Origin of the sequence: Larkinella fluvii (assembly GCF_051857545.1) — a bacterium.
Taxonomy (GTDB): domain Bacteria; phylum Bacteroidota; class Bacteroidia; order Cytophagales; family Spirosomataceae; genus Larkinella.
On the sequence record NZ_JBPZHB010000004.1, the window covers coordinates 363,743 to 390,383 of the forward strand.

The window sequence follows — 26,641 nt, forward strand, 5'->3', positions numbered from 1 at the left end:
TCCTGAAAAGAAACCATGAAAACGAAACTAAAACTCATTCTGGGCTTGCTGATGACGTTCAGTCTGCTCACCGGTTGCGACGATCAATTCGACGAAATCAACACCAACAAAGTCGATCCCACGACGCTGGCGCCGTCGTTCGTGATGAACAAAGCGATCATCGACGCGACTTACCTCGACGGTTTCGGGACGCTGCAAATGCTGTGTTACGAATTCGGCATTGTGCAGCAGATCATCACGCCCTACGGCAGCTCACTGGCTGGGGCGAACTACAACCAGAACAACGTGAGCAACACGCCCCTGGTCTGGCAGAATTTTTACCGGAACGTGCTGAAACAGATTGTCGATGTGGTGGAGAAAACGAAAGAAGATGCCAACCGAACCAATCTGTATCACTCGGCCCGGATCTGGAAGGCGTATGCGTTCATGATTTTGACCGACACCTACGGCGACATTCCGTATTCCGAAGCGGCCAAGGGGTATATCAGCGAAATCACCTCGCCGAAATACGACTCGCAGGAAGTGATTTACAAGGACATCCTGAAGGAACTGGACGAAGCCTCGGCGGCCCTGGATGCGACGAAAGCCATTGAAACCACCGACATTTTATACGGAGGCAACGTGGCTAAATGGAAAAAACTCGGGTATTCGCTGATGTTGCGGGCCGCCATGCGCCTGACCAAAGTAGACCCGACCACCGCCAGAACCTACGTAACCAAAGCCGTGACCGGTGGGGTCATGCAGTCCAACGATGACAACTCGGTGATGCGGCACACGGCTTTGTATAACAACTGGATTGCCAACCACTTACAGGCCCGCGAGAAAACAAATTTTTACCTGACTGCGCCGTTTGTGAATTACCTCAAGACCAACAATGACCCGCGTCTGGGTTCGATTGCGGTCCGGTATGTGGGCGCGAAAGGCGGGCCGGAGCAGGTGGCTTCCCGCGCGTCGACCGACCCGAAATTGCAGATCGGGATGCCGATGGGCTACGACAACGTGACGGTTTCGACCCCGGTGGTTCTGGCGCAATTCGGCGTTGCCAGCCTTTGGGATTTTACGCAGGTCAACCTGAACACGGTGTTGAAACTGGATGCGCCGGAGTTTCACGTCACACACTCGCAAACGCAACTGCTGCTGGCGGAGGCCGCCGTGCGGGGTTGGGTGACGGGGAATGCGGCTGATTTTTACGCCAAAGGCATTCGGGCGAACATGGAACAGATGGCTGCGTACGACGCCACAGCCGCCATCAAGGAAGATGCCATTCAGGCGTATCTGGCGGCTCATCCCTTCGATACGGCCAAGGCGCTGGAGCTAATCAATACGCAATACTGGGTGTCGTCGTTCCTGAACGGCCCCGAATTGTTCGCCAATTTCCGCCGAAGCGGTTTTCCGACTTTATCCAAAAATCCCTATCCGGCTTCTGAAATAACCGAGGACTTCATTCGCCGGATGCCGTACCCCGACAGTGAAACCATCGTCAACCAGCAAAACGTCAATGCCGCCATCGCCCGGCAAGGGCCGAACACCTTGAGTACGCGGGTTTGGTGGGACAAAAAATGAGTTATTTCACGGAGTTAACCAGAGAACATCAGAGTTTATCAGAGTAAAAAGAAAAAAATATACTTTGATAAACTCTGATGTTCTCTGATTAGCTCTGTGTAACAATACGTACTTAACCTGATTTAAAAATGAAGAAATCGAGTATTTCCCGACGCACCGCCATCCAGTCGGTTCTGGGCGTAGCGGGCACCGCGATCACGGCCTTGCCCCAGTCATCCTATGCGTCCAGCCCCGGCCAGTTCCGGGAGTATGGCAAAGTAAAAATCACCAAACTGGAAACCTTTCTGGTGAAACCCCGCTGGATTTTCCTGAAAATACACACCGACGTGGGTGTGGTGGGGTTGGGCGAGCCGCTGCTGGAAGGCCGGGCGTTGACGATCCAAACCGCCATCAAGGAAGTCGAGCCGTACCTGATTGGCAAAGATCCCCGGCACATTATTCACCACTGGCAGGCCATTTACCGGCACGCTTTTTACCGGGGTGGCCCCATTTTGACGAGCGCCCTGAGCGGGATTGACCACGCCTTGTGGGACATCAAAGGCAAGCTGCTGAACGTACCGGTTTATGAACTGTTCGGCGGCCCCACCCGCGACCGCGTGCGAATTTATGGCCGGGCGAGCAATGCCGAGGACATGAAGAAACGGAAAGCGGAAGGCTACACGGTGATCAAAACCGGAATTGCCAAGAAAAATCCGGCCAATATTGTGGAGAATCCCCAGTTTGTGAAGTACGCAATCGATAATTTTGCCTCGCTTCGCGAAGCCGGTGGCCCGGAAATGGACATTGCCATCGACTTTCACGGCGCCATTTCGCCCCAACTGGCCAAAGTGCTGATCAAGGGGCTGGAACCGTATCAGCCGATGTTTATCGAAGAACCGTGTCAGGCGCAGAACGTGGATACGATGGTGGACATCGCGCGCGGAACCCATTTGCCCATTGCGACCGGCGAACGGATTTTTACGAAATGGGGCTTCCGCGAGATTCTGGAAAAGGGAGCCGCCAGCATCATCCAGCCGGACCTTTGCCACGCGGGCGGAATTACGGAAGGTCGGATCATAGCCGGCATGGCCGAAGCCTATTACGTGCCGATTGCCCCGCACAACCCGATGGGCCCCATTTCGTTGGCGGTCGGCTTGCATTTGGCCGCGAGCGTACCCAATTTTCTGGTGCAGGAGCAGGTTTCGCTGGGCGAGGGCTACCTGAAAAAACCGTTTAAACTGGAAAAAGACGGAACGGTATTGATCCCCTCGGGGCCGGGTCTGGGCGTCGAACTCGATGAGGCTCAGCTCAAAGACAAAATCGGCCACGACTGGAAAAACCCGGAAACGTATAATGCACTGGATGGTTCCGTCGTCGATTGGTAATTGATTAGCAGTATACGGTTTTCGGTATCCGGTTTACGGTATGAGGGACTGGTGTGTCAGCTACCGAAAACCGAAAACCGTATACCATAAACTGAAACTTAAACCAGACTGGTTAATGAGTAACTATTTATTATGTTGTGACTGGGGGACTTCTTTTTTTCGATTGCGACTCATTGACCGGTCCGATTATCGACTCATCGAAGAAGTTACTTCGCAGCAGGGTATCGCCGGTATTTACACGAACTGGAAAGCGATTGGGGAGCGGGCCGGCATTGGAAAGGAACAGTTCTTTCGGGATGCGTTGGTAAAACAGATCGATTTACTCGCCAGCAATGCCGGGATTAAACTGGATCAGGTTCCCGTTGCGGTTTCGGGTATGGCTTCTTCCTCCATAGGAATGGACGAGATCCCGTATGCGTCTTTGCCCTTTGCGATGGATGGCAGTCAGGCCAGTTTTCGCCACTTCGATGCGACCGAAGCCTTTCCGCACGAGCTGATTTTGATTTCCGGCGTGAAGAGCCAGGAAGACGTGATGCGGGGTGAAGAAACGCAGTTGATTGGCTTAACCGCCCTCCTCGACCGGGAAGGAAACCGGCCCAACGAAGCCATTTTTATCTTTCCGGGCACCCATTCCAAGCACATGTACGTGCAGGGGGGGCAACTCCTGAATTTTGAAACCTACATGACCGGCGAGGTTTTCAACCTGATGGCTTCCACCAGTATTTTAAAAGACTCCGTGGACGTCAGCGGTTTTAACGACTTTTCGGAGACTCATCTGGCGGCATTCAAAGCGGGTCTTTCGGAGGCCGGTTCGCCACTTTTGAACCGACTGTTTACCGTTAGGACCAATCAGTTGTTTGGAAATTTAACGAAGCAGCAAAATGCGTTTTACCTGAGCGGACTATTGATTGGTGCCGAACTAAAACCGCTTCAGGAGAAGGAGGATTGGCAACTGGTTTTATGCAGTGGAACCAACCTGTTTCCCTTTTATAAACAGGCCATCGAAGACCTGAACTTAGCCGGCCGAACGACCACCATAGCCGCCGAACGGATTGATAAAGCCGCCATCATCGGGCAGGTTATTCTGTTCCAAAATCAGAACCTAAACGTCTAAGCCGTCATCGAATGAGTCAGACTCTTTTCTCGTGGGATTTATTTAAAAAAGCCCCCATCATCGGCATTGTCAGAAATCTGGCGGCTGAGGATGTAATGCAAATTCTGCCGGTTTATCGAAATGCCGGACTTACCACCATTGAAATAACGATGAATACCGCCGGTGCCGAAGACCTGATCCGGTATGCTGTTGCGCAGGAACAAACCGGGCTGAACATTGGTGCCGGAACGGTTTGTACGGAGCCGGAACTGGAACGGGCGCTGGCGGCTGGTGCGCAGTTTATCGTAACGCCCATTCTGAATGAGAACGTGATCCGGACTTGCGTGGCGCGTGATATTCCCATCTTTCCGGGTGCTTTTACGCCTTCCGAAATTTACAAAGCCTGGTCGCTGGGGGCCAGTATGGTCAAGGTTTTCCCCGCGGCCTCCCTCGGTCATTCGTACCTGAAAGAAGTCAAAGGTCCGTTGAATCAGATCAAGCTGGTACCCACCGGCGGGGTGAGTCTCACCAACATGACTGACTTCCTGAAAGCCGGAGCCGACGGACTGGGTATTGGTGGGCAACTCTTTGATAATAAACTGATTCAACAAAAAAACTGGGACGGTTTACAGCAGCATTTCCGGCAGTTTGTCAACCAGCTCACGGCCAGTCAATGAGTTCCACCTAACGTTTCCTACAGACTATTCACCCAAGACCCTAACCCGCGTGTCGACCATTCAAATTAAAAATTACCGCTGGATTGTTGTCGCGCTGGTGTTTTTAGCGACCACCATCAATTACCTCGATCGCCAGATTATTGGCTTGTTAAAACCCATTCTTGAAACGGAATTCAACTGGACGGAAACGGATTATGCCCGGATTGTGATGGCATTTACGGCCGCCTACGCCATTGGCCTGGGGCTTTCGGGCTGGCTGATCGACAAAACCGGCACCAAACTCGGCTACACGATCACCATTGTTTTCTGGAGTGTGGCCGGGATGCTCCACGCCGTGGCCCGCGGAGCCGTGGGGTTCGGTCTGGCGCGGATTGGGCTCGGGCTCGGGGAAGCCGGTAATTTTCCGGCGGCTGTCAAAACCGTGGCTGAGTGGTTTCCTAAAAAAGAACGCGGACTGGCAACCGGTATTTTCAATTCGGGAACCAGCGTCGGCGTCGTACTGGCGTTGGTGCTGGTGCCCTGGATATTAAGTGCGTACGGCTGGCAGGAGGTGTTCTGGATCACCGGCGGTCTGGGCTTTGTCTGGCTGATCTTCTGGTTAATTTTTTACGACATTCCTTCCCGGCAAAAACGCCTGACTCCGGAAGAGTTTTTCCTGATCACAAATGGGCAGGAAAAGGACGAAAACGAAGCCGACAACCAGGTTTCGATCCAGTGGTTCAAGCTGTTTACGCTGCCGCAAACCTGGGCGTTCATCACCGGAAAAGCCCTGATCGATCCGATTTTCTGGTTCTTTTTGTTCTGGTTACCGTCCTATTTTTCAAGTACTTACAACCTGGATTTAAAAAAAATAAGCCCAGAGTTAATGATCATTTATACCGCCACAACCGTGGGCAGCATTGGCGGAGGCTATTTCTCGTCGTGGCTCATTAAAGCTGGCTGGCCGACTTTGAAAGCCCGCAAAACCGCCCTGTTAATTTTTGCCATTCTGGAAGTTTCGATCATTCTGGCACAATTTGCTACCAACGTCTGGATGGTCGTCGCGCTAATCAGTCTGGCGGTGGCGGTGCATCAGGCCTGGGCCACCAACATCTTCACGATGGCTTCCGATCTTTTTCCCAAACAGGCCGTTAGCTCGGTGGTCGGCATTGGCGGAATGGCCGGGGCGGTTGGCGGGATCTTTTTTCCGATGCTGGTGGGGGATTTACTGGATCGCTACAAAGAAGCCGGTAATCTGTCGGCGGGTTATAATGTTCTATTCACGATTTGCGGATTTACGTATTTAATTGTCTGGACGATTATTCATTTCTTAACCAGAAAGTCTAAATTGGTCGAGCTAAATCAATTGACCTGATTTCGAATGACTCCAAATCCCAAACCGCAGAAAATCCTGTTCCTTACCCTTTCATTCCTTCTTCTCGCCGGACTGCTACCCACGCTCAGCGGCTGGGTCAGTCCACCGGCGCCGACAAAGCCCAATGTGGTTCTGTTTTTTATCGACGATCTGGGTTACGGCGATTTGTCGTGCTACGGTGCGTTGGGCTACAAGACGCCAAACCTCGACCGCATGGCGGCAGAGGGAACCCGGTTTACAAGTTTTCTGGCGGCTCAGGCGGTTTGCAGTGCCTCGCGGGCCGCTTTGCTGACGGGCTGTTATCCCAACCGGCTCGGTATTTCCGGGGCTTTCGGACCCAATTCTCCGGTTGGGCTTAATCCTGAAGAAGAAACGATTGCCGAGTTGTTGAAAGAAAAAGGGTACGCGACCGGTATTTTTGGAAAGTGGCATTTGGGGAGCCAGACGAATTTTCTGCCGCAACAACAGGGCTTTGATGAGTATTATGGCGTACCATATTCGCACGATATGTGGCCGCTTCATCCCAATCAGGCGAAAGCCAATTATCCGCCTTTGCATTTGATCGAAGGCAATTCGCCCGGCAAGGAAATCAAGACGCTGGACGATGCGAGCCACCTGACGCCCTCGATTACGGAGCGAGCGGTTGGTTTTATTCGGAAACACAAGAAAGAACCGTTCTTTCTGTACGTACCGCACCCGCTGCCGCACGTACCGCTGGCAGCTTCCAGCCGGTTTCGGGGCAAAAGTGCCATCGGTTTGCTGGGTGATGTGATGATGGAACTGGACTGGTCAGTGGGTCAGATTATGCAGGAACTGAAACAGCAGGGGCTGGACAAAAATACCCTCGTCATTTTTACGAGTGACAACGGACCCTGGCTGAATTACGGCGACCATGCGGGTTCGGCGGGCGGTTTTCGGGAAGGAAAAGGAACGTCGTTCGAGGGCGGTCACCGCGTGCCCTGTATCATTCGCTGGCCGGGCGTGGTTCCGGCGGGGCGGGTTTGCAACAAGCTATTGACAACGATGGAGATTCTGCCGACAGTTGCTAACTTGTGCGGTGCCCGACTACCGAAGAAAGCCATCGACGGCGTCGACATGGTCGCGTTGCTGAAAGGCGACGAAACCGTGACACCCCGCGATCATTTCTTCTATTATTACCGAAAAAACAGCCTGGAAGCCGTTCGGAAAGGGGATTGGAAGTTGGTTTTTGCCCATCCGGGTCGCACCTACGAGGGATTTCCGCCGGGTAAAGACGGACAACCGGGACCCAATACCGAAGACCACGCGTTTCCAGTCGCCCTGTATGACCTCCGGCGCGACCCCGGTGAACGCTATGATGTCCGTGAGCAAAACCCTGAAATTGTGGCGGTTCTGGAAAAATTAGCCAACGAAGCCCGCGCGGATTTGGGAGATGATTTACAGAGACGGGAAGGGAAAAACGTGCGTCCGGCGGGACGGGTAGAGAAATAGGAAGGTAAGTGGCTAACTGTCTTTCCGGTGCGGAATGATCGTCCAGTGTTTAGCGTTCGGCATGTGCTCGGCAGCAATGACTGCTGCTACCTCTTCCAGATTTTCTTCATTCGTGGTAAAATAAAGGCTTTTGGAGTGCGCCTTGTCCTGGGTCGTATGCACTTCAAAATATTCATTGTGCTGCGAAATGTCGTCTTTTTCGACCAGTTGAAAATGTAACATACCTGCTAAATTTAAGATGGGAATGAAATAAAGTAGCCCACTGGACCAGGAGTCTCCAACGGACAGCCTGGATCAGTGGGCTATTTCTTAATTAGTTAGCCGCTTTTGCTGCTTCAATGGCCGCAGCTGCTTCAAGTGCCGCAATGGCCGCTCCGTTCTTCTCGGCATACTCATCGCGTTTGCTCTCGAAGTACGTGAAAATCTCCGTGATGGAATCCAGATTTTCGGCGATTTTTCCGTGCATGGTTCCCAGCGTTTTTTCCAGATTCGCGTCATTCAACCCATTCATGTTGTCGACTTCGATCTTTCCGATTTTCTGAATGAGGGCCGTCTGACTATTTTGAAGATCCTCGAATTCACGAACAATCTTATTCATCAATTCAAACTTCTGTAGCTTATCCATAATTGCAATTTGTGGTAAATACAGAATACTAACCGGATGCCTGCCAAAAAGTTTTACCGACGGGACAATCAAGGCAAAGGGAATGGGGACTTGCCCTGCTTTACCAGACAGCAAAAGGCTGCTTTTTGAACCTTTGAATAATTCTTGGAACCAGAACTCAAAACGGATTTTGCAAGATAAAACCGTTCCAGTCCAACGCGGACTGGTAGAAATATTCCCGCCAGTTGCCGATCAAACCTTCGCGGATTTTGACACTGACCATGCCGTGGGCACTGGAACCGTTGGTGAGTGTAAACTCGCCCGAGCCAACCTGGGTTTGCTCATCGAACGTCAGGTGGTGCCACACCATCTGTACCACTTTCGGTCGACCTTTCCAGCCGCCGAAAAACTCAAAAATCCGATCGCGACCCCGGTAAATCTGTTTATTGGGCGGTTCGGAATAAATGGCATCCAGTGTAAAGCAATCGGCTGCTTTCCGGCCATTGTTCTCGTTGAGACCGGCGGCCACGGTTTGCATGAGCCGAATGAATTCGGCCCGGTTGATGGGTTTCCGGTTGCCCAACTGGGCCTGAGATTCAACGAATAATCCGAATAAGAAAAAGCAGAAAAGTAAGGTTCGCTTCATGAAATGGGGGCGGTGGGTGCTTCCTGTTGGAGCAACGATCAGTCGTTCCGATAGATTGTCAGGTGGAGGGTTTTTGCCCCAAAATTTCTTTGGCAGCCCGAATGCCCTGATAAAAAGCCTCCTCAAAAATCGAAATACCGCTCAGATCCGAGTGGGCAAAATAGAGTTTGTTATTGATGGCCGTGGCGGCTTTCTGGCGGGCATCTCCCCAGATAAAACCGGGTGTGGGCGCTATCATCCCGTGCCCCCAAATCCAGCAATCGATGGATGCAATGTATTCACTAACACCGGGATGCGCCTTTTCCAAATCAGCCACCAGCAGCGTTACCCAGTCTTCATACGGCGTTTGGTACGCTTTTCGCCGGGCCAGATCGGGCGGTTCCTGAACCAGCGGCCAATACACCGTAATCACTTTTTGATCAGCCGATTTCAGGTGCTGGTGCGTGGCCGTGACGTAGCCGACGGAGGGGCTTCCGTAAATCACGTTATCCCAGCAAAGCGGCATGCCCCGGCTCTGCGGCAATCCGCTGACGGTCAAATTGGCCACCAGCCAGGGACTGTATTCGAACCCGGCGATCTCCCGGTTTTTGAGCAGGTTTTTCGTAATGAACTGGGGCGTCGCCAGCAACACCTTTCTAGCCAGAATCGCAGTGGTTTTTTTCTGAACGACATCATAACCGAGAACACGAACGCCTTCATCGGTCCCCTCCACATTAAAAACCAGTCGGTTGGATTGGATGGGCGACTTTGCCTGCTCTTCCAGTTGATTAATTAGGAACGCATTGCCTTCCGGCCAGGTCAGCACCGCATTGGCTTCGGCATTGGCTGCAACGCCTTTTCGGGCCGTAAAATAGTGCAAACCGGCCCAGGCTGAAGTGTTTGCCAGAGTCGTTCCATAATCATCCTTGCAACCGTATTCCAGAAACCAGCGCAAATACGGTGAGGTAAACTGCTGGTCATTCAGATACGTTTCGAACGAAATTGCGTCCCACTGCCGGAAGCGATCATCCGTCGAAGATCCGTCGAGTGGAATGGCAAACGCATCCCGGCCATCCTTGCCTTTGGCTTGTTTCAGTTCGTTTACGAGTTTAAAAAACCGGGCGATCTGTTGTTTGTCGTCGGCCGAAATCCCCACTTCCGGCACCAGCCCTTCCTGCCAGTGCCCGTTGATAAACAGCCGCTCTTCGGGGTCGTGGCAAAGGTAGTAGTCATTGTAGACCGGTATACGACTTGCATCAAAACCGGTAATGACCTGGCTTTCGGCCAGAAAATCAAGCAGTTCGCGATTGCGAAGATCAGGAATCGGTAGATAATGAGCCCCCCACGGATAGGCCGATACGGCATTTTGACCACTGACGGCATTGCCCCCCGGTCGATCCGCCAGTTCCACCAGCAACACCTCCCGCATGCCCTGCTGCCAGAGCCAACGCCGGGCCGACAAACCGGCAACGCCACCGCCCACAATCAGGACGTCCGTTTCCAGCGTCTGCGATGGGGGAGGCAGTTTTTCCGGATTCCGCAGCAAATGGCCGACCGCATGATTTGCTCCGATCATGCCGCCCTTGATGTGTTGGAGAGACGACGGCTGGCAGGCACTCAAACCCGCCGATCCGGCCAGCATAGCAGATAAACCGAGTCCGGCGGCTTGCTCCAGAAACTGTCGGCGGCCCGGCGATTCGGGCGGGTCAGTGGGCGTAGGGCGTCCAGTCATCTTCGAAATAATGCACCAGCACCTGGTTGTTGAGCTTGTTGATTTCGGTCGGAACCTCGGCCATGTCGGGCGGAAAATTCAGCATGTCGTGGATGGTTCGCGCATTGACAAACCGGAGTCCCTTCGGCAACGGCCCGTCACCCCGCCAGTGGTGGTTTCGCAACAGCAGAATAAAACCCCATTCGCCAAACGAGGGCACATAAGCGTGGTAGGGAATGGTCTGAAAACCAGAGGCAGCAATCGTGTTTCGAATGCACCAGAACGACTGCCGGGCAATGTAGGGAGAGGTCGATTGCACCACAGCCAGACCACCCGGTTGAATCAGGCGGTTGAGTTCCTGGTAGAAGGACGTGCTGTAGAGTTTACCAATTGAGTAATTCGATGGATCGGGAAAATCAATGACAATCAGGTCGTAACGGGCGGTGTCCTGCCGGACGAAATTGTAAGCATCGGTATTGATAATCTGTACTTTGGGCGAAAGTAAGGAACGGTTATTCAGTTTAAGGAGTACCTCATTCCGGCGAAAAAGATCCGTCATGCCCGGATCAAGGTCGACGAGTGTAACAGATTGGATGTGCGGGTATTTCAGGATTTCCCGAACCGCCAGACCATCTCCTCCGCCCAACACCAGCACCCGGCTGGCTTTCGGAAGAGTCTGCAAAGCCGGGTGAACGAGCGCTTCGTGGTAGCGGTATTCATCCGCCGAACTGAACTGGAGGTTGCCGTTGAGGAAAAGCCGCAACTCGCGGTTGTTGGCCGTCAGCACGATGCGCTGGTACGACGTGCTTTTGCTGTAAATCACCTTGTCCTGAAACGTCAGATTTTCGGTGTAGGTCATGATTTGTTCGGCATAAACAAAACCGCCGATCAGCAGAAAAGAGGAGAGGAGGATGGCCGTGACCAGCGACCGGCGATACGGTTTGGTTTCGGGAAACTGGTGCAGCAGAAACCAGGCGACGGCGACGTTCATCAATCCAAAAAACAGGGACGTCCGGATGAGGCCGAGGTAGGGAACGAGGACGAGCGGGAAGATCAGCGAAGCGAGCAAGGCTCCGATGTAGTCGAAGGTAAAAACTCTGGAAACCAGGTCTTTAAACGTAAGCTGGTTTTCCAGGATTCGCATTAGCAACGGAATTTCCAGCCCCACCAGAATCCCGGTCAAACTCACCAGCGAATACAGAACCAGCCGGAACGAAGCCGCGTATTCGAACAACACAAAGAGCAGCGGAGCGCTGCCACCGCCCACGATGCCGACCAGAATTTCGATGCGAATGAACCACTTTAACAGATTGCCGTCGAGGTATTTGGATAGCCACGAACCAATGCCCATCGAAAACAGATAAACGCCGATGATGGTCGAAAACTGCGTTACCGAATCGCCCAGAAGGTAACTCGCCAGCGTTCCGGCCACCAATTCGTAGATGAGTCCGCAGGTCGCAATCACAAAAACCGACAGCAGCAGCAGCAGATGTTGGTGTCGATTTTCCGGGTTACTCATGGATGGCGGAACTGATGATAATCGCCACCGCAATCATGAAAGCGGCTGCCAGAATGGAAAGCGCGACGTTTTCTTCATCGACAATCTTTTTCCAGAGGTTTTCGGGGGCAATTTTCTCGATAATGACGAAACTGATAACCAGAATCAGGATACCGACCAACGAATAGACGACGGAGGGAACGATGTACTTCAGCGTAGACAAGTCCATGAGAAACAGGGTTTATTTGTGGTAAAAATAACTGCGTCGGCCCGAATGCCGCCCGCCCGAACCGTTTTTGTAGTTGTCGAGTTTGTCGACACTTTCCAGATCGTCGCCCAGCAAGCGGCTGCCCGACATCCCGGCCCAGGCGAATCCGGCCAGGAGCAAACCACCCGCCAGCACCAGGAATTTTATTTTTGCGAGGTTTTTCATGAGTGGCTTATATGATGTGTTGAACGATAGTGAGTGATAGTTGAGCTGGTTAGTTTTGCCCCTCAATCCCCTAAAGGGGACTTTTAGCATCCGGAGGCCTCTGTGTCCAAGTCCCCTTTAGGGGATTGAGGGGTAAAACTAACCCGTCGGTCCAAAATCACTCTCGGCCCAGCGTTTCTGTTCGAACAGATTGCGCTGAAAAAACAGGATGATTGGGTAAATCGCCAGCAGGGCCAGCATGATAAACAGGTTGGAATACAGAATCGGATTTTGAATCACTTTAAGCTGGAAAATAACCCGGTTTTTTCCTTCGGACGACGGATAGAGGTTGAGGTGATAGCGCCCGGACGGAATGCGCGACAAAATGGCTTCGTCGTCCTGCGCCCCTTCCTGCCAGCTTTCGCCGTATTCAACACCGTGATAATATTCAACAATGCGCGTAAATTCGTAGGATTGGTTGGTGCTTTCGTTGATCAGACTGACCGGTAATTCAAGCCAGTTGTTGTCGACATTCACCTTTAACTGAATCGCCACAGCCGCCGGGCCGTCGATGTTGAACGAAGGCGTCACGATGGGTTGGGCACGGCTTTGCACCGTTGAATCCGAGTTCCAGGAAAACTCCTGATTAAAAAGGGTTTTCTGCGGTTTCAGAAAGTAAAAAAGCACCTGAACGGCTACGATCAGCAACGCCAGCCGGGTCGTCAACCAGATCGCTGGTTCCCGTTTTTCGACCGCCGGATTGGGCTGGATAGCCCCGACACCAACGGGATTCGGTAAAGCCGCATTGGCCAGTCCGAAGGCTTTCGAAATGTCCTGTGGCGTTTTGTATTCCGCCTTGTAGCACTCGGTTTTCTGGCTGCTGGCCTCCCGGCTGACCAGATAGGGCGGGTGAACATACTCCGAAATGGTCAGTTCCGTATCATCAACAATGTTCCAGTAAAACTCACCAACGGCATTCAGAATGAGGCAGTTGTAGCGGTTATACAGGGCGTATTCGCGGTCCTGATCCGAGACTTTTGCGTTTTGCGTTTCGGTATAAATTTCGTTCACCGGCCGAACAACCATCCAGTGTCCCCTGAATTCGGCCAGCATCTGGTGCGGACCTTCTTTGGTCATCAGGACGTATTCCATCCAGTTTTCTTCGTACTGGATTTCCCGTTTGCGCAGGTAGCCTGTCACCCGAACCCATTTTCCGTCGAGGTACCCTTCGGCCCCGAGCGGCAGGGCGGGCGGGGTGGGCATGGGTGGAAAGGCCATGATGATGCGCTGCGGGCCGGTATCACCATAGTGAAAATAGGTGTAGCACTGGCCGCAGCAGAAATACGAACTCTCGGCCAGGTCATAGCCCGGAACCGGGGCCTGGCAGTGTGGGCAGTTGAATGAGGTGGGGGAAGAGGATGGGTCGGTGGGCATGGTTTCGGACAGCGTCAGCGGATGATTTCCTGTTCGTTTAAAACCGCCGTAGCCCCGAACAGACGCAGGGATTCCTCATAAAACCGTCGGACTTTCGGGCTGTTATCGCGTAGGAAATTGGACAGGAAAACGTCGAACGTCGCCAGCCCGTTTTCAGGCCAGGTATGAATCGACACGTGCGATTCGGTCAGGCAGAGAACCGCCGTAAAACCGCCGTTGGGAAAAGAATAATACACCTCGCCGACTTTAACCAGTTCCAGTTCCTGAATCAGCCGGTCGAAGCCCGCGCGACACCGCTCAACGTCCGTGAGAGCAGACAACGGGGCTTCGAAGGTCGACAGGATGTGCAGGCCGGGGCGGTAGGCATTCATGGCCCGCAAGATAGAATTTTGTTATTTCTTTTTTGAAAAATTTTGCGCTAAAAATACCGCATCGGCTTTCGACCACCCTTGCCGGGCCAGTTGACGTTCGCGCTCGGCGGTGGCTTTGTCACCTTTCAGTTCGGCCACCCGGGCAAGGGCAAAATGAGTGCCCGGATAATACGGATCGTGTTCTGCCAGCACTTTCGTCGCTTCTTCAGCGAAGTCGGTCAATTTGAGTTGGGCGGCCACCTGCGCGATCATTTCCAGTTGGAAAAGGGCTTCAATCCACGGATCGGGGCCGGTTTGGTCACGGGCGCTGGCCTGAAACTTGCGGATGTCGGCCAGTCCTTTTTCCCGGGCTGCGGGGTCGTGCAGGGCAATCAGGGAAGCCAGGAATTTGGGATGGGGATCGAGCCAGGCATTCAGCCAGTCGGTGTGGGCAATGTTTTTGGCTTCTACCAGCTCGGTTTGGGACTGTTTCAGCGACGCCCGCGCCGATTCGATCTGGTTCTTTTTCAAGGCGATCATGCCCAGTAAATAGTGTCCGATCACGCGTTCGCCCGGTGTTTTGCCTTTCGTCATTTCCTCGGCGATGGGCCGGGCTTCCTCGTCCCGGTTTTGCGTAATCAGCAGGGTTGGGTAGCCCATTTTATTGTAAAACGTGCGCTCCAGATTGATCGGTCGTTTGATCTCAAACCGCTCCTTCACCAGTTGTTCCGCTTCCTGAATCCGGCCCTGATACTGGTAGCAAAGCGCCAGCAACGAGATGTTGTGAATGTGGTGCCAGTCGTACATCGGATCGTATTTTTCGCTGGTATACAACCCGCGTTCGATGGCATCCGTCTGTTTCATTTCCGCGATGGCACTATCCACATCCCCGGTTTTCATCAGGTCGTGGGCATACATGTGGAGGGCGTGGGCCAGATTCGGTGCCAGCCGGGCGTAGGCTTTGCCGTGTTTCAACGCTTCGGTATAGTCGCCCATGCCTTCGTAGGCGTGAATCAGATAGTGGTGAGCTGCCGGATGTTCGGGCGCAAACTGGAGGATTTTCTCGTAAATGGCGATGCTGCCCGTCGAGGAACCCTGACCCCGGCCGGTGGCAAATTTTTCGTAGGAGTTACCGGACAATAGCCACAGTTCCGGATCGGTTGGGAAGCGCTTGACGGCTCCGTTAACTTTCGTTCGATACTCATTCAGCAGCTTTTGATTGCTCAGGGAATCGACGGCTTTCAATTGCGCAAACCGCAGATCAATGTGGGCTTTTTCGCGTTCCGAAGCAAATTTCGAAAATGACTTGGCGGTTTCGGCGGCTTTTAAAGCGGCTTTGTTGTCTTCCAGTTGAATATAGAGACGGCTCAGACCCACGTGCGCCATCACAAACGTCGAATCGAATTTCAATGCTTCGTGAAACGACCGGGCCGCTTCGACCAGTGCATACCCGTGCAGATACGCCATACCCTGTTCAAAATACGCCTGTGCCTTCGGGTTTTTGGTCGACGTCGGCGTCGCGAATTGCCCGACATTCGGCCTTAGCGCAACGGATTGTTGCAGCAGCGAATTAGGAATCCCGCCAATGTTCGCCATGCCGCAAATGGGGGCGTAGGGAACTTCGCTAACCGTCAGCGTTTGCGCCGGTTCGGGCAGCTTTTGGGTTTGAGAATATTCCCCAACCAGCAACGCGATCAGCAGGAGCGGGAGATAGGAGTAGGTATAGAGTCGTTTCATGATCGTGTTGGCGGATCGTATGGGCATCCCGTTGATAGGTAAAATGCGGATACCCGTCCGGGGTGTACGTAAAAATAGCAATTTATTAATTGGGATGTTCACCGTTTACGAAAAGGAAAGCAAGATCACACCCAACTTTTGCGCGTCGGAACGGTTTAGTAGAAAACCAGATTTCACCGTATGGAAAAGATGTTTGTAGTTCACGTTGTCGCCGTCGATGAGCGGGGCGTGGAAACCCCGACCACAATACCGATGAAATTCGAGACGTCGCCCGAGGTCTCGTTGATCGAGCAGGATTTGGATGCCCAATACCCCCACCTGAAACACCGGGTTGTTGAAATGGATGAATTAAAAACCCCGGAGCAGGTCGAAGATTGGCAGCATTCGTATCTGGGGCCGGTGCTGGGCTCAGAACATACTCCGCTGGAGGAAGAGAAGGAAACGAAGGAGGGGTAATAAGGGAATTTTAAATGTAAAATGATGAACGTTAAATGTAAAAGGAGTTGGCAATTCAGCACTTCTACATTTAACATTCATCATTTATTATTTGAAATTCCTTTTTTTAACTTCTATTGCAAAAGCTCCCGCCCCTTCGCCAGCGCCCGGTCGAGGCCGGTGGCATCGGTGCCGCCAGCGGTGGCAAAGAACGGCTGACCACCGCCACCCCCGCGGATTTCCTTCGCCAGTTCTTTCACCAGCGTACCGGCGTGGAGGTTTTTGGTTTTGATCAGGTCATCGGGCAGCATCACGGCCAGTTGCGGTTTTCCGTTGACATCAGCGCCCAATACCAGGGCGAGATTTTCCAGTTTGGCTTTCAGGTCATACGCCAGTTGTTTCAGCGCATCCGCTGACGGAACCTCGATGCGTTCCACAATGACGAAATGCCCGTTGGCCGAATAGACTTTCGTCAACAGATCCGCTTTCACTTTCTGGAGCTTCTCGGCTTCCAGCACCTCAATTTTTTTCTGTAACTGATGGCGTTCGTCCATCAGGTTTTGAACGGCTTTCAGCACATCTTTCGGCGCTTTCAGGAGTTCTTTCAACTGGTCCAGTGTTGCTTGCTGCTCGTTCAGAAGGGCTAGGGCCTTTTCGGCGGTCACGGCTTCGATGCGTCGGATACCGGTCGAAACGGAACCTTCGGACGTGAACTTGAAGAGGCCGATTTGCCCCGTTGCCGGTACGTGGGTTCCGCCACAAAGTTCGACCGAATAGTTCGGGTCAAAGGTAATGACGCGCACGAAGTCGCCGTATTTTTCACCGAACAACGCCATGGCCCCCAAGGTCTTAGCTTCGTCGATGGGCACATTGCGCCGTTCGTTCAACGGAATATTCTCCCGAATCTTTTCATTCACAATTCGCTCCACTTCCCCCAGTTCGGCATCCGTCACTTTGGCGAAGTGGGAGAAGTCAAACCGCAAGGCATCCGGCCCGACGTACGAACCTTTCTGCCCGACGTGTTTGCCCAGCACCTGACGCAGGGCGGCATGAAGTAAGTGCGTAGCCGAGTGGTTGTCTTCAATGGCGACGCGACGGTGGGTATCAATTTTGGCGAAAACCGCCGTATGATTATCCAGGATGTCCTCCAGATTTTTGTCGTTGGAAATGTGGATGATCAGGTCGTTTTCTTTTTTCGTATCGGCAATGCGGATCAATACGGCTTCGTCACCCACGCGTAGTTCCAGACTGCCAGTATCGCCAATCTGACCACCGGATTCGGCGTAGAACGGCGTCCGGTCCAGCACGATCTGGTATTGTGTGCCTTGTTTGTTTTGAACCTTCCGGTATTTGGCAATCCGGGCTTCGGCTTCGGTTTGGTCGTAGCCGACGAACGCGACGCCGTCGATGTCCGTGAGTTCCGTCCAGTCGCCGGTTGCTGACGTCGCATCTTTGCGTGAGCGTTCTTTCTGTTGCTGAAGGGATTTCTGAAAACCGGCTTCATCGATGGAAAGCCCTTTTTCACGCGCAATTAAAGCGGTTAGATCGGAGGGGAAACCGAACGTATCGTTGAGTTCAAAAACCGTCTCGCCGTCGATCTCTTTCCCGCCCGACTGTGCCAGATCGGAGGTGATTTTATCGAGTAATTTCAAACCATTTTCCAATGTTCGCAGAAACGAGGCTTCTTCTTCCCGAATCACCGTGGCGACAAAATCACGCTGCGCGTTCAGTTCCGGGAAAACGTCGGCAAACTGCATCGCCAGTGTCGGCACGAGTTTGGTCATAAAGGGTTCGGTGAAACCAAGGTACGAGTAGCCGTAGCGAACGGCCCGGCGCAAAATCCGGCGGATGACGTAGCCCGCCCGCGCGTTCGACGGCACCAGACCGTCGGCAATGGCGAACGAAACCGCCCGGATGTGGTCGGCAATGACACGCATGGCCACGTCCGGGTAATCGCGCTGCGAGCCTTTGTAGGAGATGCCCGACAGTTCTTCGATGACCTTGATGGTGTGCGTAAACACATCGGTGTCGTAGTTCGACAGCTTGCCCTGAATCGCCATGCAAAGCCGCTCGAATCCCATGCCGGTGTCGACGTGCCGCGCGGGCAGGGGGTCCAGCGAACCGTCGGCTTTGCGGTTGAACTGCATGAAAACGAGGTTCCAGATTTCGACCACCTGTGGGTGATCGGCGTTCACCAGTTCCTTACCGGGCTTCAGGTCTACCTCCGACTGGGGCCGCAGATCGACGTGGATTTCGGAGCAGGGACCACAAGGTCCCGTATCGCCCATTTCCCAGAAATTATCTTTTTTGTTACCGAGAATAATCCGGTCCTCACCCACAATCGGTTTCCACAAATCCCAGGCTTCCTGATCAAACGGAACGTTGTCTTTGGTATCACCTTCAAAAACCGACACATAGAGCCGCTCTTTCGGCAGCTTATAGACCTCCGTCAGCAGTTCCCACGCCCAGGTAATGGCTTCTTTCTTGAAATAATCACCAAACGACCAGTTGCCGAGCATCTCGAACATGGTGTGGTGGTAGGTGTCAAAACCGACGTCTTCAAGGTCATTGTGCTTCCCCGAAACCCGCAGACATTTCTGCGTATCGGCGACCCGTTTGGCGGGCGGTGTTCCGTTGCCCAGAAAAAAATCCTTAAATTGAGCCATGCCCGAGTTGTTGAACATCAGCGTCGGGTCGTTTTTGGCCACCAGGGGCGCCGACTGAACAATCAGGTGGTTTTTACTTTGAAAAAAGTCTAAAAAATGCTGGCGAATTTCGGAAGAAGTCATGGTACTTGGTGGTCAGTCATCACCCCTGTGATGGCTACGGATTGAAATGTTTTGCAAATTTACGGAAAACTTGTGTTTCTTCCGGTTTGAACGGAAGTTTGTTCTATGGAGGAGTTAACAAAACGGTATTACGGCATTCGCGAGGTGGCCGACATGCTGGGGGTGAACATATCGAAATTGCGGTTTTACGAAAAAGAGTTTCCTACGCTCAAGCCCCGTAAAAACCGCGCCGGTGACCGGATTTATACCAAAGATGACATCATACATCTCCGGGAAATTCTGGAATTAGTGGAAGAAAAAAAACTGACGCTGGAAGGGGCGAGGCAACACCTCAAAGCCCGCTCATCGCGTCAGAATGAAATTAAACAGATGATCGGCCGTTTGCAGGAAATCCGCAAATTCCTGGTCGAAACCCAGAGTCAACTGGAGGGATAATTTTCGGTATTCGGTATTCGGTTTTCAGTTTACGGTGGCTACCGCCTGCTTAAAAACGCGGCAGTCAGCGTGCGTCAACCACCGTAAACCGTAAACTGAAAACCGTAAACCGTTCTTTACATCCTCTTCGAACGGTATTGGTAGTAATCCCAGGTTTTTCGGATGCCGGCGTAGACGCCGTTGCTGCGGGGGAATAGACCGCCCTGGTCGGAAGCGGCAGAAACGGTCACGAGCAGACCACTCTGGTTCAGCGGAACGCCCACCTGAAGGAGGGATGAAAACTGTTCGACGGTGTTGGGGAACGGAACGTCGTAGGTACCAAAGTTTTCGCTGTACGATAGCTTCATCTGAAACGTACAGTTGCGCCCAAACCCGCCCTGCAAACCAGTGTGGAAAGCCCGAACCCGGTTGTTACTGAAAAAACCGTATTGCGGCAGATCCGGGCGGGCCGTGGTCATCGGCGTGATGAAAGGCGTTCCAATGCCCTGCCCGAAATACGACCAGCCGCTGCGATACTGGCTGTGATTGAAGTAGTTATCGCGTCCGCGCAGTTTGTCGGCGGCTTCAAAAACGCTGCCACCCTGGCTTTTGGTATACAGAAGTTCCACGACGGCACCCGTGATGCGGAAGCCCGAGGTCGCCGGTTTCAAACTCCGAAAGCGAATGCCGTTGAGCCCGTCTTCCAGGTTCGTGCGGTAAAACAGCGAACCGTCTTCGTAAACGCTCTGGCGATACAGTAGAATCGACATTTTTTTGGTGCTGAACTCCAGTCCGACGTCAATGCTGCCCAAGTGGTTGCCGATGCGGTTTTCCCGGTCGAAGCGGCTGTAATACGTCGTATCGACACCGGGATTGTAGCCCAGGCTACTCCCCGTTACCATGTACGAATACGCCTGAAAGTTAGACGGAAAACGGCCTTCCTTGATCAACCCATCCGAAAGTTCGCTGGTGGTGCCGCCCCACTCGGCCTGGTGATTGAAACCCGCGTAGAGTTTGACGGGCCACTTTGCCTTGCCGATCCGGGCATACAGGGCTTTCTGGTGCAGAAAGGCCCGGCTGACGAAATTTTTTTGCTCGAACCAGCCGTGGGCGAAAAAGCCCCGGACCGACAGAATGCCGGCCGTCAGGGGAATGGGGGTATACTGCGACAGGCCAATCTGGATTTTCGGTAAAGGCAACGCATTGCCCGACCAACTGAAAGACCCCGAACTCAGGGTCGAATCCACCAGACCGACCACCTCCCGACGCCGTCCGGCCACCAGTTCGAAGGCCCCCGCGCGAAGTTTGCCGTAGAGCTCCGGGATGATCAGGGTGGTTTTTGAACCCGCCCCCGTATTGCCCACCAGTTCGACACCGTAGCCAAAGCCAAAAAAATCTCGTTTCTTTATTGGCGTGTTGTCATCGATGGGGTAAAATCGGGAATCCCAGCGAAGGCCGGTTCGCACGCTGGCATACGGCAAATCCGTCGGCACGGTTCCGTATTGATTGGAGCGTAACCAGAAGGGCGTCTGTTTTGAACTGCCGTAAAAACCGCCCACTTCCGCGAAAAGCTGAATGGGTTTTCGTTCGATCCGGGTCTGGCAAAATCCCAGGATCGGACAGAAAAGCAATAAAAGTAGTCTCATTTTGCCCTAACTGGTATGAAGGTTCCGCCCAGGTAGTACATCACATAAAAACCAATGCCGGCAAAACCCAGGGTAATTGAACTTTCGCGGGTTAGTTTATAAGCCATATAGGCGCTTCCGAGGGCCAAAGATCCGCTGATCAGAATCAACAGGAACTGCAAACACCAGGAAAGAAAGGAGCGTTTTTCAATGTTCATTTTGGGTGCCATGTGCGGTCAAGAAATTTAAGTTGTGTGTTGTGCTGTGAATTGAACTCTGATTGTACGGCATAAAGCCACAATGATTCGCCGGAAATCATCGATTCCGGCGGATATTCAGGGTGGTCAGAAAAAAGTACGGTGGGGTGACGAAAGACGGAAAATGAAAAGTACGCTAATGGAGAGGTGGGTAGTCCAAAAAGCTGCTTCTGCCGAAGCGGGCGGATAGACGGTTTGCAACGTGGCCTTCAGCAAACAGAATGGCAACTACTGGTTTCATGCGATTGGGTAAGTTTTCATTCTTTAACTTTTGGTAACTCAAAAGGTTTAAAGAATCTTACCATTTTGAGTAATTTAAAATCAATCTATTTGTAAAGTATTGTGAAATTATTTCTGCTGGTCCCGGCCTGTGTCTTATAAAAAAGGCAAAAAGCGGCAACTTTAGCGGCTTACCTGTGTGAATTTTAGATGATTATCTGTAAGAATAATGACAATACGGGATTTCTTTAATTCGCAGCCTTGAGTAGTAATAACTGAGTTGGGTCGACGATAATAATATATACGTTTTCAAAAAAACGGTTTTTTAGGCTATACGTTCGGAAGGACGGTTCTCGTAATTATCCTACTTTGCGTCCGTCAGGGTCTTCAGAAAGGCCAGCAGTGCCGATTGTTCGGAGTCCGTCAGATCAAGTTTGTCGGCCGGTAAGGTTTGGTGTGTGAGCTGGATTCCTAGTCCCTGGCCCCCGCCCTGGTTGTAGAATTGCAGTACTTCCTCCAACGTTTGGTACGCACCGTTGTGCATATACGGGCTGGTTTGGGCGATATTCCGCACCGTTGGCGTTTTGAAGGCATACTTCAGCGGGTCAAGCCGGAAGAGGGCGTAACGACCCAGATCCGGATCGATCTGCCGGCGATTGGGTTGCACCGGAACCCCGATGACCTCCGACTCGGTTTGGGTGAAAACCGGCGGAACCGTTCCATTGAAGAGTGGCAGAAAGTGGCAGGTTCCACATTTGGCTTTGCCCATAAAAAGATTGAAACCGAGCCGTTCTTCGGCCGACAAAAGCGGTTTTCCAGTTCCGGGAGGTTGCTCCCGCATGGCTCGGTCGAACCGGGAATTGAGACGAACCAGGGACCGTTCATAGGCTGCCAGGGCATTCTGGATGTGAATCGGCTCGATCGAATCCCGCAAGGTCGGGAATGCCCTTTTAAACCACGCCCGGTACCGGCTGTTTTGCTGCAACGTCCGGGCCGCATATTCCAGAGAACCGTGCATTTCTTCCACATTGTGAATGACCTCGGACGACTGATTTTCGAGCGTCTGGGCGCGTAGATCGTAGAACTGGGCATTTTGTAAAGCTGCATTCAACAAGGTGGGCGTGTTGCGCCGGACAAACCCGCGACCCGACAAGCTGGCATTTTTGGGCAAACCATCGGTGAAGGCTTTATCGGGCTGGTGGCAACTGGCGCACGACCGTTTCCCGCCCGACGGATCATCGCTGGCCGATAAAATCGGGTCAGAAAATAGTTTTTTGCCCAGGAGTACCTTGGCCGGAGTGGTGCGCATAGCGACCGTAGGGGCGTAGAAATCCGGATTGAAAGCGTTGGGGTCGAACAGCGTTTTGGCGTCTGTCCGCAACACCCGAAGTTCGTTGAACGGTTGAATGTTCCGTTGTTTCTGAAACGCCAGCATTTGCGTGGAAAGCGGATTGGCAAAAGCGGTGATGAACTGAAACCGGTCGAACGTATTGAAGTCCGAAGCGCGGTTCAGGTGCGATTCGGAATCGTCCAGTAGCTGAACAAGTTGCCGAAAACCGGGCGTATTCGTGCTGTAAAAGTACCCATACGTTCTCAAACTCCTGAGCGACGCAGCGGCTTCGGGCAGGGCCGTCTGGCAGCGTGGGGTGTCGAAACCGCTGATTCCGAGCGTGATGATCCGGAAAATCTGGAGCCGCAGGGCATCGAAAACGTGGGCGTCCGTTAAATCGGTATCCTTTTCAAAATCCGAATACCGCAGCAGTTCGCGCCGGAGTTTTTTGGTTTCACGAATCAGATCCGACCGCCGGTTGGAATCAAATTCCGGGAAAACCAATTCTTCGATCACCTGTAAACCGCCGGGTTCCGAAATCCGGTTGTCTTCGGCTTCAATTTCGGGCAGGGGCGGACCGTTGACCAGCCGGGTGGTAGCCGGAAAATAATACTCCGCAAACGGCTCCAGATTCTTGTAGGCCCGGCGGCAGGCCAGAAAGGCGCTTTTCAACGAATCGGGAGAGGAACTGTTCTCGGCCAGCGGCAAAAACCGGGTTTCAATCAGGTCACGGAATTCCGCCAGATCGCGGGAAAACTGCTGTTTTACACGTTCCGTTGCCGCAACTGGTTTCTCAGTCGGTGAGTCCAGGTAATTGAGGAGAAAGACACCTGTGAAAGTTGCGAGCAGGAAAAGCCCCCACCCCCCTAAAGGGGGCTTGAAAATAGTTGAGTTCAAGTCCCCTTTAGGGGGGTGGGGGGGCTTATTTCGGAACACCGCGCACAATGACAATCTGACCGCCTTCGCCCATATTCCCAATCGCATTGTCGTAAATATTGACGTCTTTGGTGATCGCGCTGCCATCCGCGTTGATGAATTTGGTATCGCGCCAGGTGTGTGGTTGCAGGTTGATCAGGAAGGTATTCGGGACGCCCACTACGTCCGAAATGTCGGTCATCGCGCCGTATTCCCAAGTGCTAATGCCCTGATGACCAATGATGTTGTATTTGCGCTGGAAGTCGCCATCGTTTCGGCGGTGATTCATTTCCAGGAACGGTTTGAGCTGTTTGGTGGTGATGCTGTACTGCCAGATGCGTCCGTCGTGGTCGGGCGTCGAAATCGGTGCGTCGCCATCCTCCCCGATGTACACAAAATTCTCGGTGACGCAGATGTTGTCCGGATTGATCAGGCTCTTGCCCGGATTGGAATACCCTTCGGCTACAAACGACAACTGGCCTTTCAGCGGGTTGCTGGCATCCAGTTCCAGTCGGTAGATGCGGCCCCACTGCACCCGGTCGCTGGCATGTGAGCCGGTGACGGCAAAATACAGTTCACGCCCGTTGGCCGCGCTGCCTTTCCGGTAGTCGATGTCTTCGACCCGGGCAAACTGAATGGCATTTTTTTCCAGTTGCTGGGCGGCAATCTGCACTCCCGTGGCGGTTTTTGCGTTGTCGATTTCCACAAATTCGACCTCATACCGCTGGTCGGCCTGCATGGTTTTTTCGATGGGGTCCTGGTTGGTCCGGCGGAGGGTGTAAAGTTTTCCGTTTTGGAGGTCGCCGGGCGTCGTGGAAACGTACATCGTCACCTGCCCATTGCCTTCATCTTCCGTCATCAACACGACGGTTTTGTTGGGATACGAGCCTTTCGGCAGGGGAAGCGCATTTTCGAACGACGCTTTTCCCAGCGCCGGGAGCGTTCGGTTGCTGTTCTTTTTATCAGCCGTGCCCAACGGGTCGATGGCGTGAACCCGACCTTCCGCGTCGCTCTCGCCAGCGGTTAGGAAGAGCGGACCAAAACCGTGTTCGGCCGGGGTGGCCAGTGTGGCGGAACACAGGCGCCAGATTCCGCCTTCGGCATCGACAAGGTATTCGCCTTTGACCGGTTTGAAGGTTTTGTCCAGATAAACTCTGGAAACCGACCGGATCATCTCGTGGTTCGTGATCAGCACATAGCCGTCGCCCGCCGGATTTTTCAATAAGCCAGCCCCATCGGGTTGGCCGGCAAAAATGAAATCGCGTGATTGTTCCAGTTGATCGGAACTGCTGATGAGTGGCAGAATTTCCAGGCTTTCAAAACCGGGCAGGGCCTTTACCAGCGGTGGCGTGGTCGAATAGGCTTTCAGTTCCACCTCCGTCTTGGTGGCCGGGTTGGTTCCGGTTTTTCCTTCTTTCTGACAACCCGACCATACAAGCGCTGAAAGGAGGATGGCGATCTGGATGGAAGCGTGAAACCGGCTGAACGTTGACATGGAATGGGGCTATTTAGCAAATATACTTAATTTTTATTTTGCCCCGTACCGTTACTCCGGGCTTCCGATTCCGTCTTGATAAAAAGCCTGAATGAGCAGCCTGTGAATCAACCTGAACTATTCTACCAATCGGCACTGACGTCCGTACCCGGTGTGGGCGACGTATTGATTCGTCAACTGATGAGTTATTGCGGCTCGGCCTCCGAGGTTTTTCGGTCGCCCCTGTCGAAATTGAGGAAAACCCCCGGTGTGGGCGAGGTGATTGCCCGCGCTATTTTGCACCCGGACGTGTTGCGGGAAGCAGAACAGACGCAGCAGCGGTGCGAAAAGTTGGGGATTCAGCAGTTGTTTTATACCGACAAGATGTATCCGGCCCGTTTGAAAGCCCTCTACGATTCTCCGGCAATGCTGTATTTTCAGGGTACCGCCGACCTGAATTCCACCCGCACCCTAGGCATTGTCGGAACACGTCAGGCCACCGATTATGGACGGCGTATCACGGAGGAACTGATTATGGCGGTGCAGCCCTACCAGCCCATGGTGATTAGTGGTCTGGCCTACGGCATCGACATTGCGGCCCACCGGGCCAGTTTGGTCAATGGCTTGCCGACGGTGGGTGTTATGGCCAGCGGTATTGATATCGTCTATCCGTATGTTCACAAGAAAACCGCGCAGGAGATGGTGCTGCTGGGCGGTTTGCTCACCGAAAACCGCCCAGGCGTCAAGCCTGATGCTCGCTTGTTTCCGGCCCGAAACCGCATCATTGCGGGCCTGAGTGATGCCATCATTATTGTGGAAGCGGCCACCAAAGGCGGGGCTTTGATCACGGCGGAATACGCCAACAACTACCACCGGGAGGTTTTTGCCGTACCTGGCCATCTGAATCAGACGTTTTCGCAGGGCTGCAACAAGCTGATTCGAGAAAACAAAGCGCAGATTTATACCAAACCGGAGGATGTGATTGAAGCCCTGAACTGGGATCAGCCGGTGAGCAAAACCGCTCCGACCGACAAATCCGCCCTGGCCCTGGAATTTACGGAAGAAGAAAGTCAGATTCTGGCGCTCTTTCGTCAAAAGCCCGAGTGGCACATCGATGAGCTGAGTTGGCGAACGCAGATTCACATTGGAAAACTCGCATCACTGCTGCTGAACCTGGAGTTTAGAGGAATGGTCAGGACGCTGCCGGGGAAGAAGTACCAATTAAATTAGAGAATTAAGGAATGAAAAATGTAAAATGATGAATGCTAAATGTAAAAGGGGTTTCCAATCC

Annotated in this window: 24 protein-coding genes; 9 read left to right on the forward strand and 15 right to left on the reverse strand. The window is 52.9% G+C overall.

From position 1 onward, the window contains the following. Window positions 1–15: 15 nt before the first annotated feature. From ACS5NO_RS11905 to ACS5NO_RS11930, 6 genes are all read left to right on the forward strand, one after another. Window positions 16–1,563 (forward strand): SusD/RagB family nutrient-binding outer membrane lipoprotein, encoded by a 1,548-nt coding sequence (locus ACS5NO_RS11905; protein WP_439415354.1) that lies wholly within the window; start codon window positions 16–18, stop codon window positions 1,561–1,563. Window positions 1,564–1,691: 128 nt separating this feature from the next. Continuing rightward, window positions 1,692–2,927 (forward strand): galactonate dehydratase, encoded by a 1,236-nt coding sequence (gene dgoD, locus ACS5NO_RS11910; RefSeq protein WP_439415355.1) that lies wholly within the window; start codon window positions 1,692–1,694, stop codon window positions 2,925–2,927. Window positions 2,928–3,042: 115 nt separating this feature from the next. Then, entirely contained in the window at window positions 3,043–4,041 is a 999-nt protein-coding gene (locus tag ACS5NO_RS11915; RefSeq protein WP_439415356.1) for a 2-dehydro-3-deoxygalactonokinase, read from the forward strand. Between the two features lie 11 nt (window positions 4,042–4,052). Further along, on the forward strand, window positions 4,053–4,697 hold the full coding sequence (locus tag ACS5NO_RS11920) for a bifunctional 4-hydroxy-2-oxoglutarate aldolase/2-dehydro-3-deoxy-phosphogluconate aldolase (protein WP_439415357.1): 645 nt from the start codon (window positions 4,053–4,055) through the stop codon (window positions 4,695–4,697). 49 nt (window positions 4,698–4,746) lie between these two features. Then, entirely contained in the window at window positions 4,747–6,051 is a 1,305-nt protein-coding gene (locus ACS5NO_RS11925; RefSeq protein WP_439415358.1) for an MFS transporter, read from the forward strand. A gap of 6 nt (window positions 6,052–6,057) precedes the next feature. Further along, complete coding sequence (locus tag ACS5NO_RS11930; protein ID WP_439415359.1) at window positions 6,058–7,521, forward strand: sulfatase family protein; 1,464 nt, start codon at window positions 6,058–6,060, stop codon at window positions 7,519–7,521. Between the two features lie 12 nt (window positions 7,522–7,533). On the opposite strand, the gene ACS5NO_RS11935 is transcribed toward ACS5NO_RS11930, so the two are convergent. The 10 genes from ACS5NO_RS11935 to ACS5NO_RS11980 all read right to left on the reverse strand — a co-directional run bounded on the left by ACS5NO_RS11935 (window position 7,534) and on the right by ACS5NO_RS11980 (window position 15,892). After that, window positions 7,534–7,743, reverse strand: coding sequence for a hypothetical protein (locus tag ACS5NO_RS11935; RefSeq protein WP_439415360.1), 210 nt, complete (start codon window positions 7,741–7,743; stop codon window positions 7,534–7,536). Between the two features lie 91 nt (window positions 7,744–7,834). Then, entirely contained in the window at window positions 7,835–8,146 is a 312-nt protein-coding gene (locus ACS5NO_RS11940) for a hypothetical protein (protein ID WP_439415361.1), read from the reverse strand. A 157-nt stretch (window positions 8,147–8,303) separates the two neighbouring features. Continuing rightward, window positions 8,304–8,771, reverse strand: coding sequence for a nuclear transport factor 2 family protein (locus ACS5NO_RS11945; RefSeq protein ID WP_150875025.1), 468 nt, complete (start codon window positions 8,769–8,771; stop codon window positions 8,304–8,306). Window positions 8,772–8,829: 58 nt separating this feature from the next. Further along, entirely contained in the window at window positions 8,830–10,482 is a 1,653-nt protein-coding gene (locus tag ACS5NO_RS11950) for an NAD(P)-binding protein (protein WP_439415362.1), read from the reverse strand. Further along, window positions 10,457–11,980, reverse strand: a complete 1,524-nt coding sequence (locus ACS5NO_RS11955; protein ID WP_439415363.1) for a polyamine aminopropyltransferase — start codon at window positions 11,978–11,980, stop codon at window positions 10,457–10,459. Before ACS5NO_RS11955 ends, ACS5NO_RS11950 begins: the two co-directional genes overlap by 26 nt. Next, a complete protein-coding gene (locus ACS5NO_RS11960) occupies window positions 11,973–12,188 on the reverse strand; it encodes a DUF350 domain-containing protein (RefSeq protein WP_138990337.1) in 216 nt (71 codons plus the stop codon). Before ACS5NO_RS11960 ends, ACS5NO_RS11955 begins: the two co-directional genes overlap by 8 nt. Window positions 12,189–12,200: 12 nt before the next feature. Then, the gene (locus ACS5NO_RS11965; RefSeq protein WP_421830639.1) at window positions 12,201–12,392 is read right to left on the reverse strand and encodes a hypothetical protein; all 192 of its coding nucleotides are present in this window, start codon (window positions 12,390–12,392) and stop codon (window positions 12,201–12,203) included. A gap of 138 nt (window positions 12,393–12,530) precedes the next feature. Beyond that, window positions 12,531–13,805 (reverse strand): DUF4178 domain-containing protein, encoded by a 1,275-nt coding sequence (locus ACS5NO_RS11970; protein ID WP_439415364.1) that lies wholly within the window; start codon window positions 13,803–13,805, stop codon window positions 12,531–12,533. A 14-nt stretch (window positions 13,806–13,819) separates the two neighbouring features. Next, entirely contained in the window at window positions 13,820–14,176 is a 357-nt protein-coding gene (locus ACS5NO_RS11975) for an S-adenosylmethionine decarboxylase family protein (protein WP_439415365.1), read from the reverse strand. Between the two features lie 21 nt (window positions 14,177–14,197). Next, entirely contained in the window at window positions 14,198–15,892 is a 1,695-nt protein-coding gene (locus ACS5NO_RS11980; RefSeq protein ID WP_439415366.1) for a tetratricopeptide repeat protein, read from the reverse strand. A 180-nt stretch (window positions 15,893–16,072) separates the two neighbouring features. On the opposite strand from ACS5NO_RS11980, the gene ACS5NO_RS11985 reads away from it, so the two are divergent. After that, window positions 16,073–16,348 (forward strand): hypothetical protein, encoded by a 276-nt coding sequence (locus tag ACS5NO_RS11985; protein ID WP_439415367.1) that lies wholly within the window; start codon window positions 16,073–16,075, stop codon window positions 16,346–16,348. A 113-nt stretch (window positions 16,349–16,461) separates the two neighbouring features. Here the strand turns inward: ACS5NO_RS11985 and alaS are convergent, their stop codons facing one another. Continuing rightward, window positions 16,462–19,116, reverse strand: a complete 2,655-nt coding sequence (gene alaS / locus ACS5NO_RS11990; RefSeq protein WP_439415368.1) for an alanine--tRNA ligase — start codon at window positions 19,114–19,116, stop codon at window positions 16,462–16,464. Between the two features lie 105 nt (window positions 19,117–19,221). Here alaS and ACS5NO_RS11995 point away from each other — a divergent pair, with 105 nt between their 5' ends. Then, window positions 19,222–19,551 carry a MerR family transcriptional regulator gene (locus ACS5NO_RS11995; protein WP_150875016.1) on the forward strand — a complete coding sequence of 110 codons (330 nt, stop codon included), beginning with the start codon at window positions 19,222–19,224 and terminating at the stop codon, window positions 19,549–19,551. A 116-nt stretch (window positions 19,552–19,667) separates the two neighbouring features. On the opposite strand, the gene ACS5NO_RS12000 is transcribed toward ACS5NO_RS11995, so the two are convergent. The 4 genes from ACS5NO_RS12000 to ACS5NO_RS12015 form a co-directional block, all read right to left on the reverse strand. Beyond that, entirely contained in the window at window positions 19,668–21,176 is a 1,509-nt protein-coding gene (locus ACS5NO_RS12000; RefSeq protein ID WP_439415369.1) for a capsule assembly Wzi family protein, read from the reverse strand. Then, complete coding sequence (locus tag ACS5NO_RS12005; protein ID WP_439415370.1) at window positions 21,173–21,373, reverse strand: hypothetical protein; 201 nt, start codon at window positions 21,371–21,373, stop codon at window positions 21,173–21,175. Before ACS5NO_RS12005 ends, ACS5NO_RS12000 begins: the two co-directional genes overlap by 4 nt. A 622-nt stretch (window positions 21,374–21,995) precedes the next feature. After that, window positions 21,996–23,858, reverse strand: coding sequence for a cytochrome-c peroxidase (locus tag ACS5NO_RS12010; protein ID WP_439415371.1), 1,863 nt, complete (start codon window positions 23,856–23,858; stop codon window positions 21,996–21,998). Window positions 23,859–23,883: 25 nt separating this feature from the next. Then, window positions 23,884–25,371 carry a PhoX family protein gene (locus ACS5NO_RS12015; RefSeq protein WP_439415372.1) on the reverse strand — a complete coding sequence of 496 codons (1,488 nt, stop codon included), beginning with the start codon at window positions 25,369–25,371 and terminating at the stop codon, window positions 23,884–23,886. Between the two features lie 102 nt (window positions 25,372–25,473). On the opposite strand from ACS5NO_RS12015, the gene dprA reads away from it, so the two are divergent. Continuing rightward, the gene (dprA, locus tag ACS5NO_RS12020; RefSeq protein ID WP_500684145.1) at window positions 25,474–26,580 is read left to right on the forward strand and encodes a DNA-processing protein DprA; all 1,107 of its coding nucleotides are present in this window, start codon (window positions 25,474–25,476) and stop codon (window positions 26,578–26,580) included. Window positions 26,581–26,641: the final 61 nt, after the last annotated feature.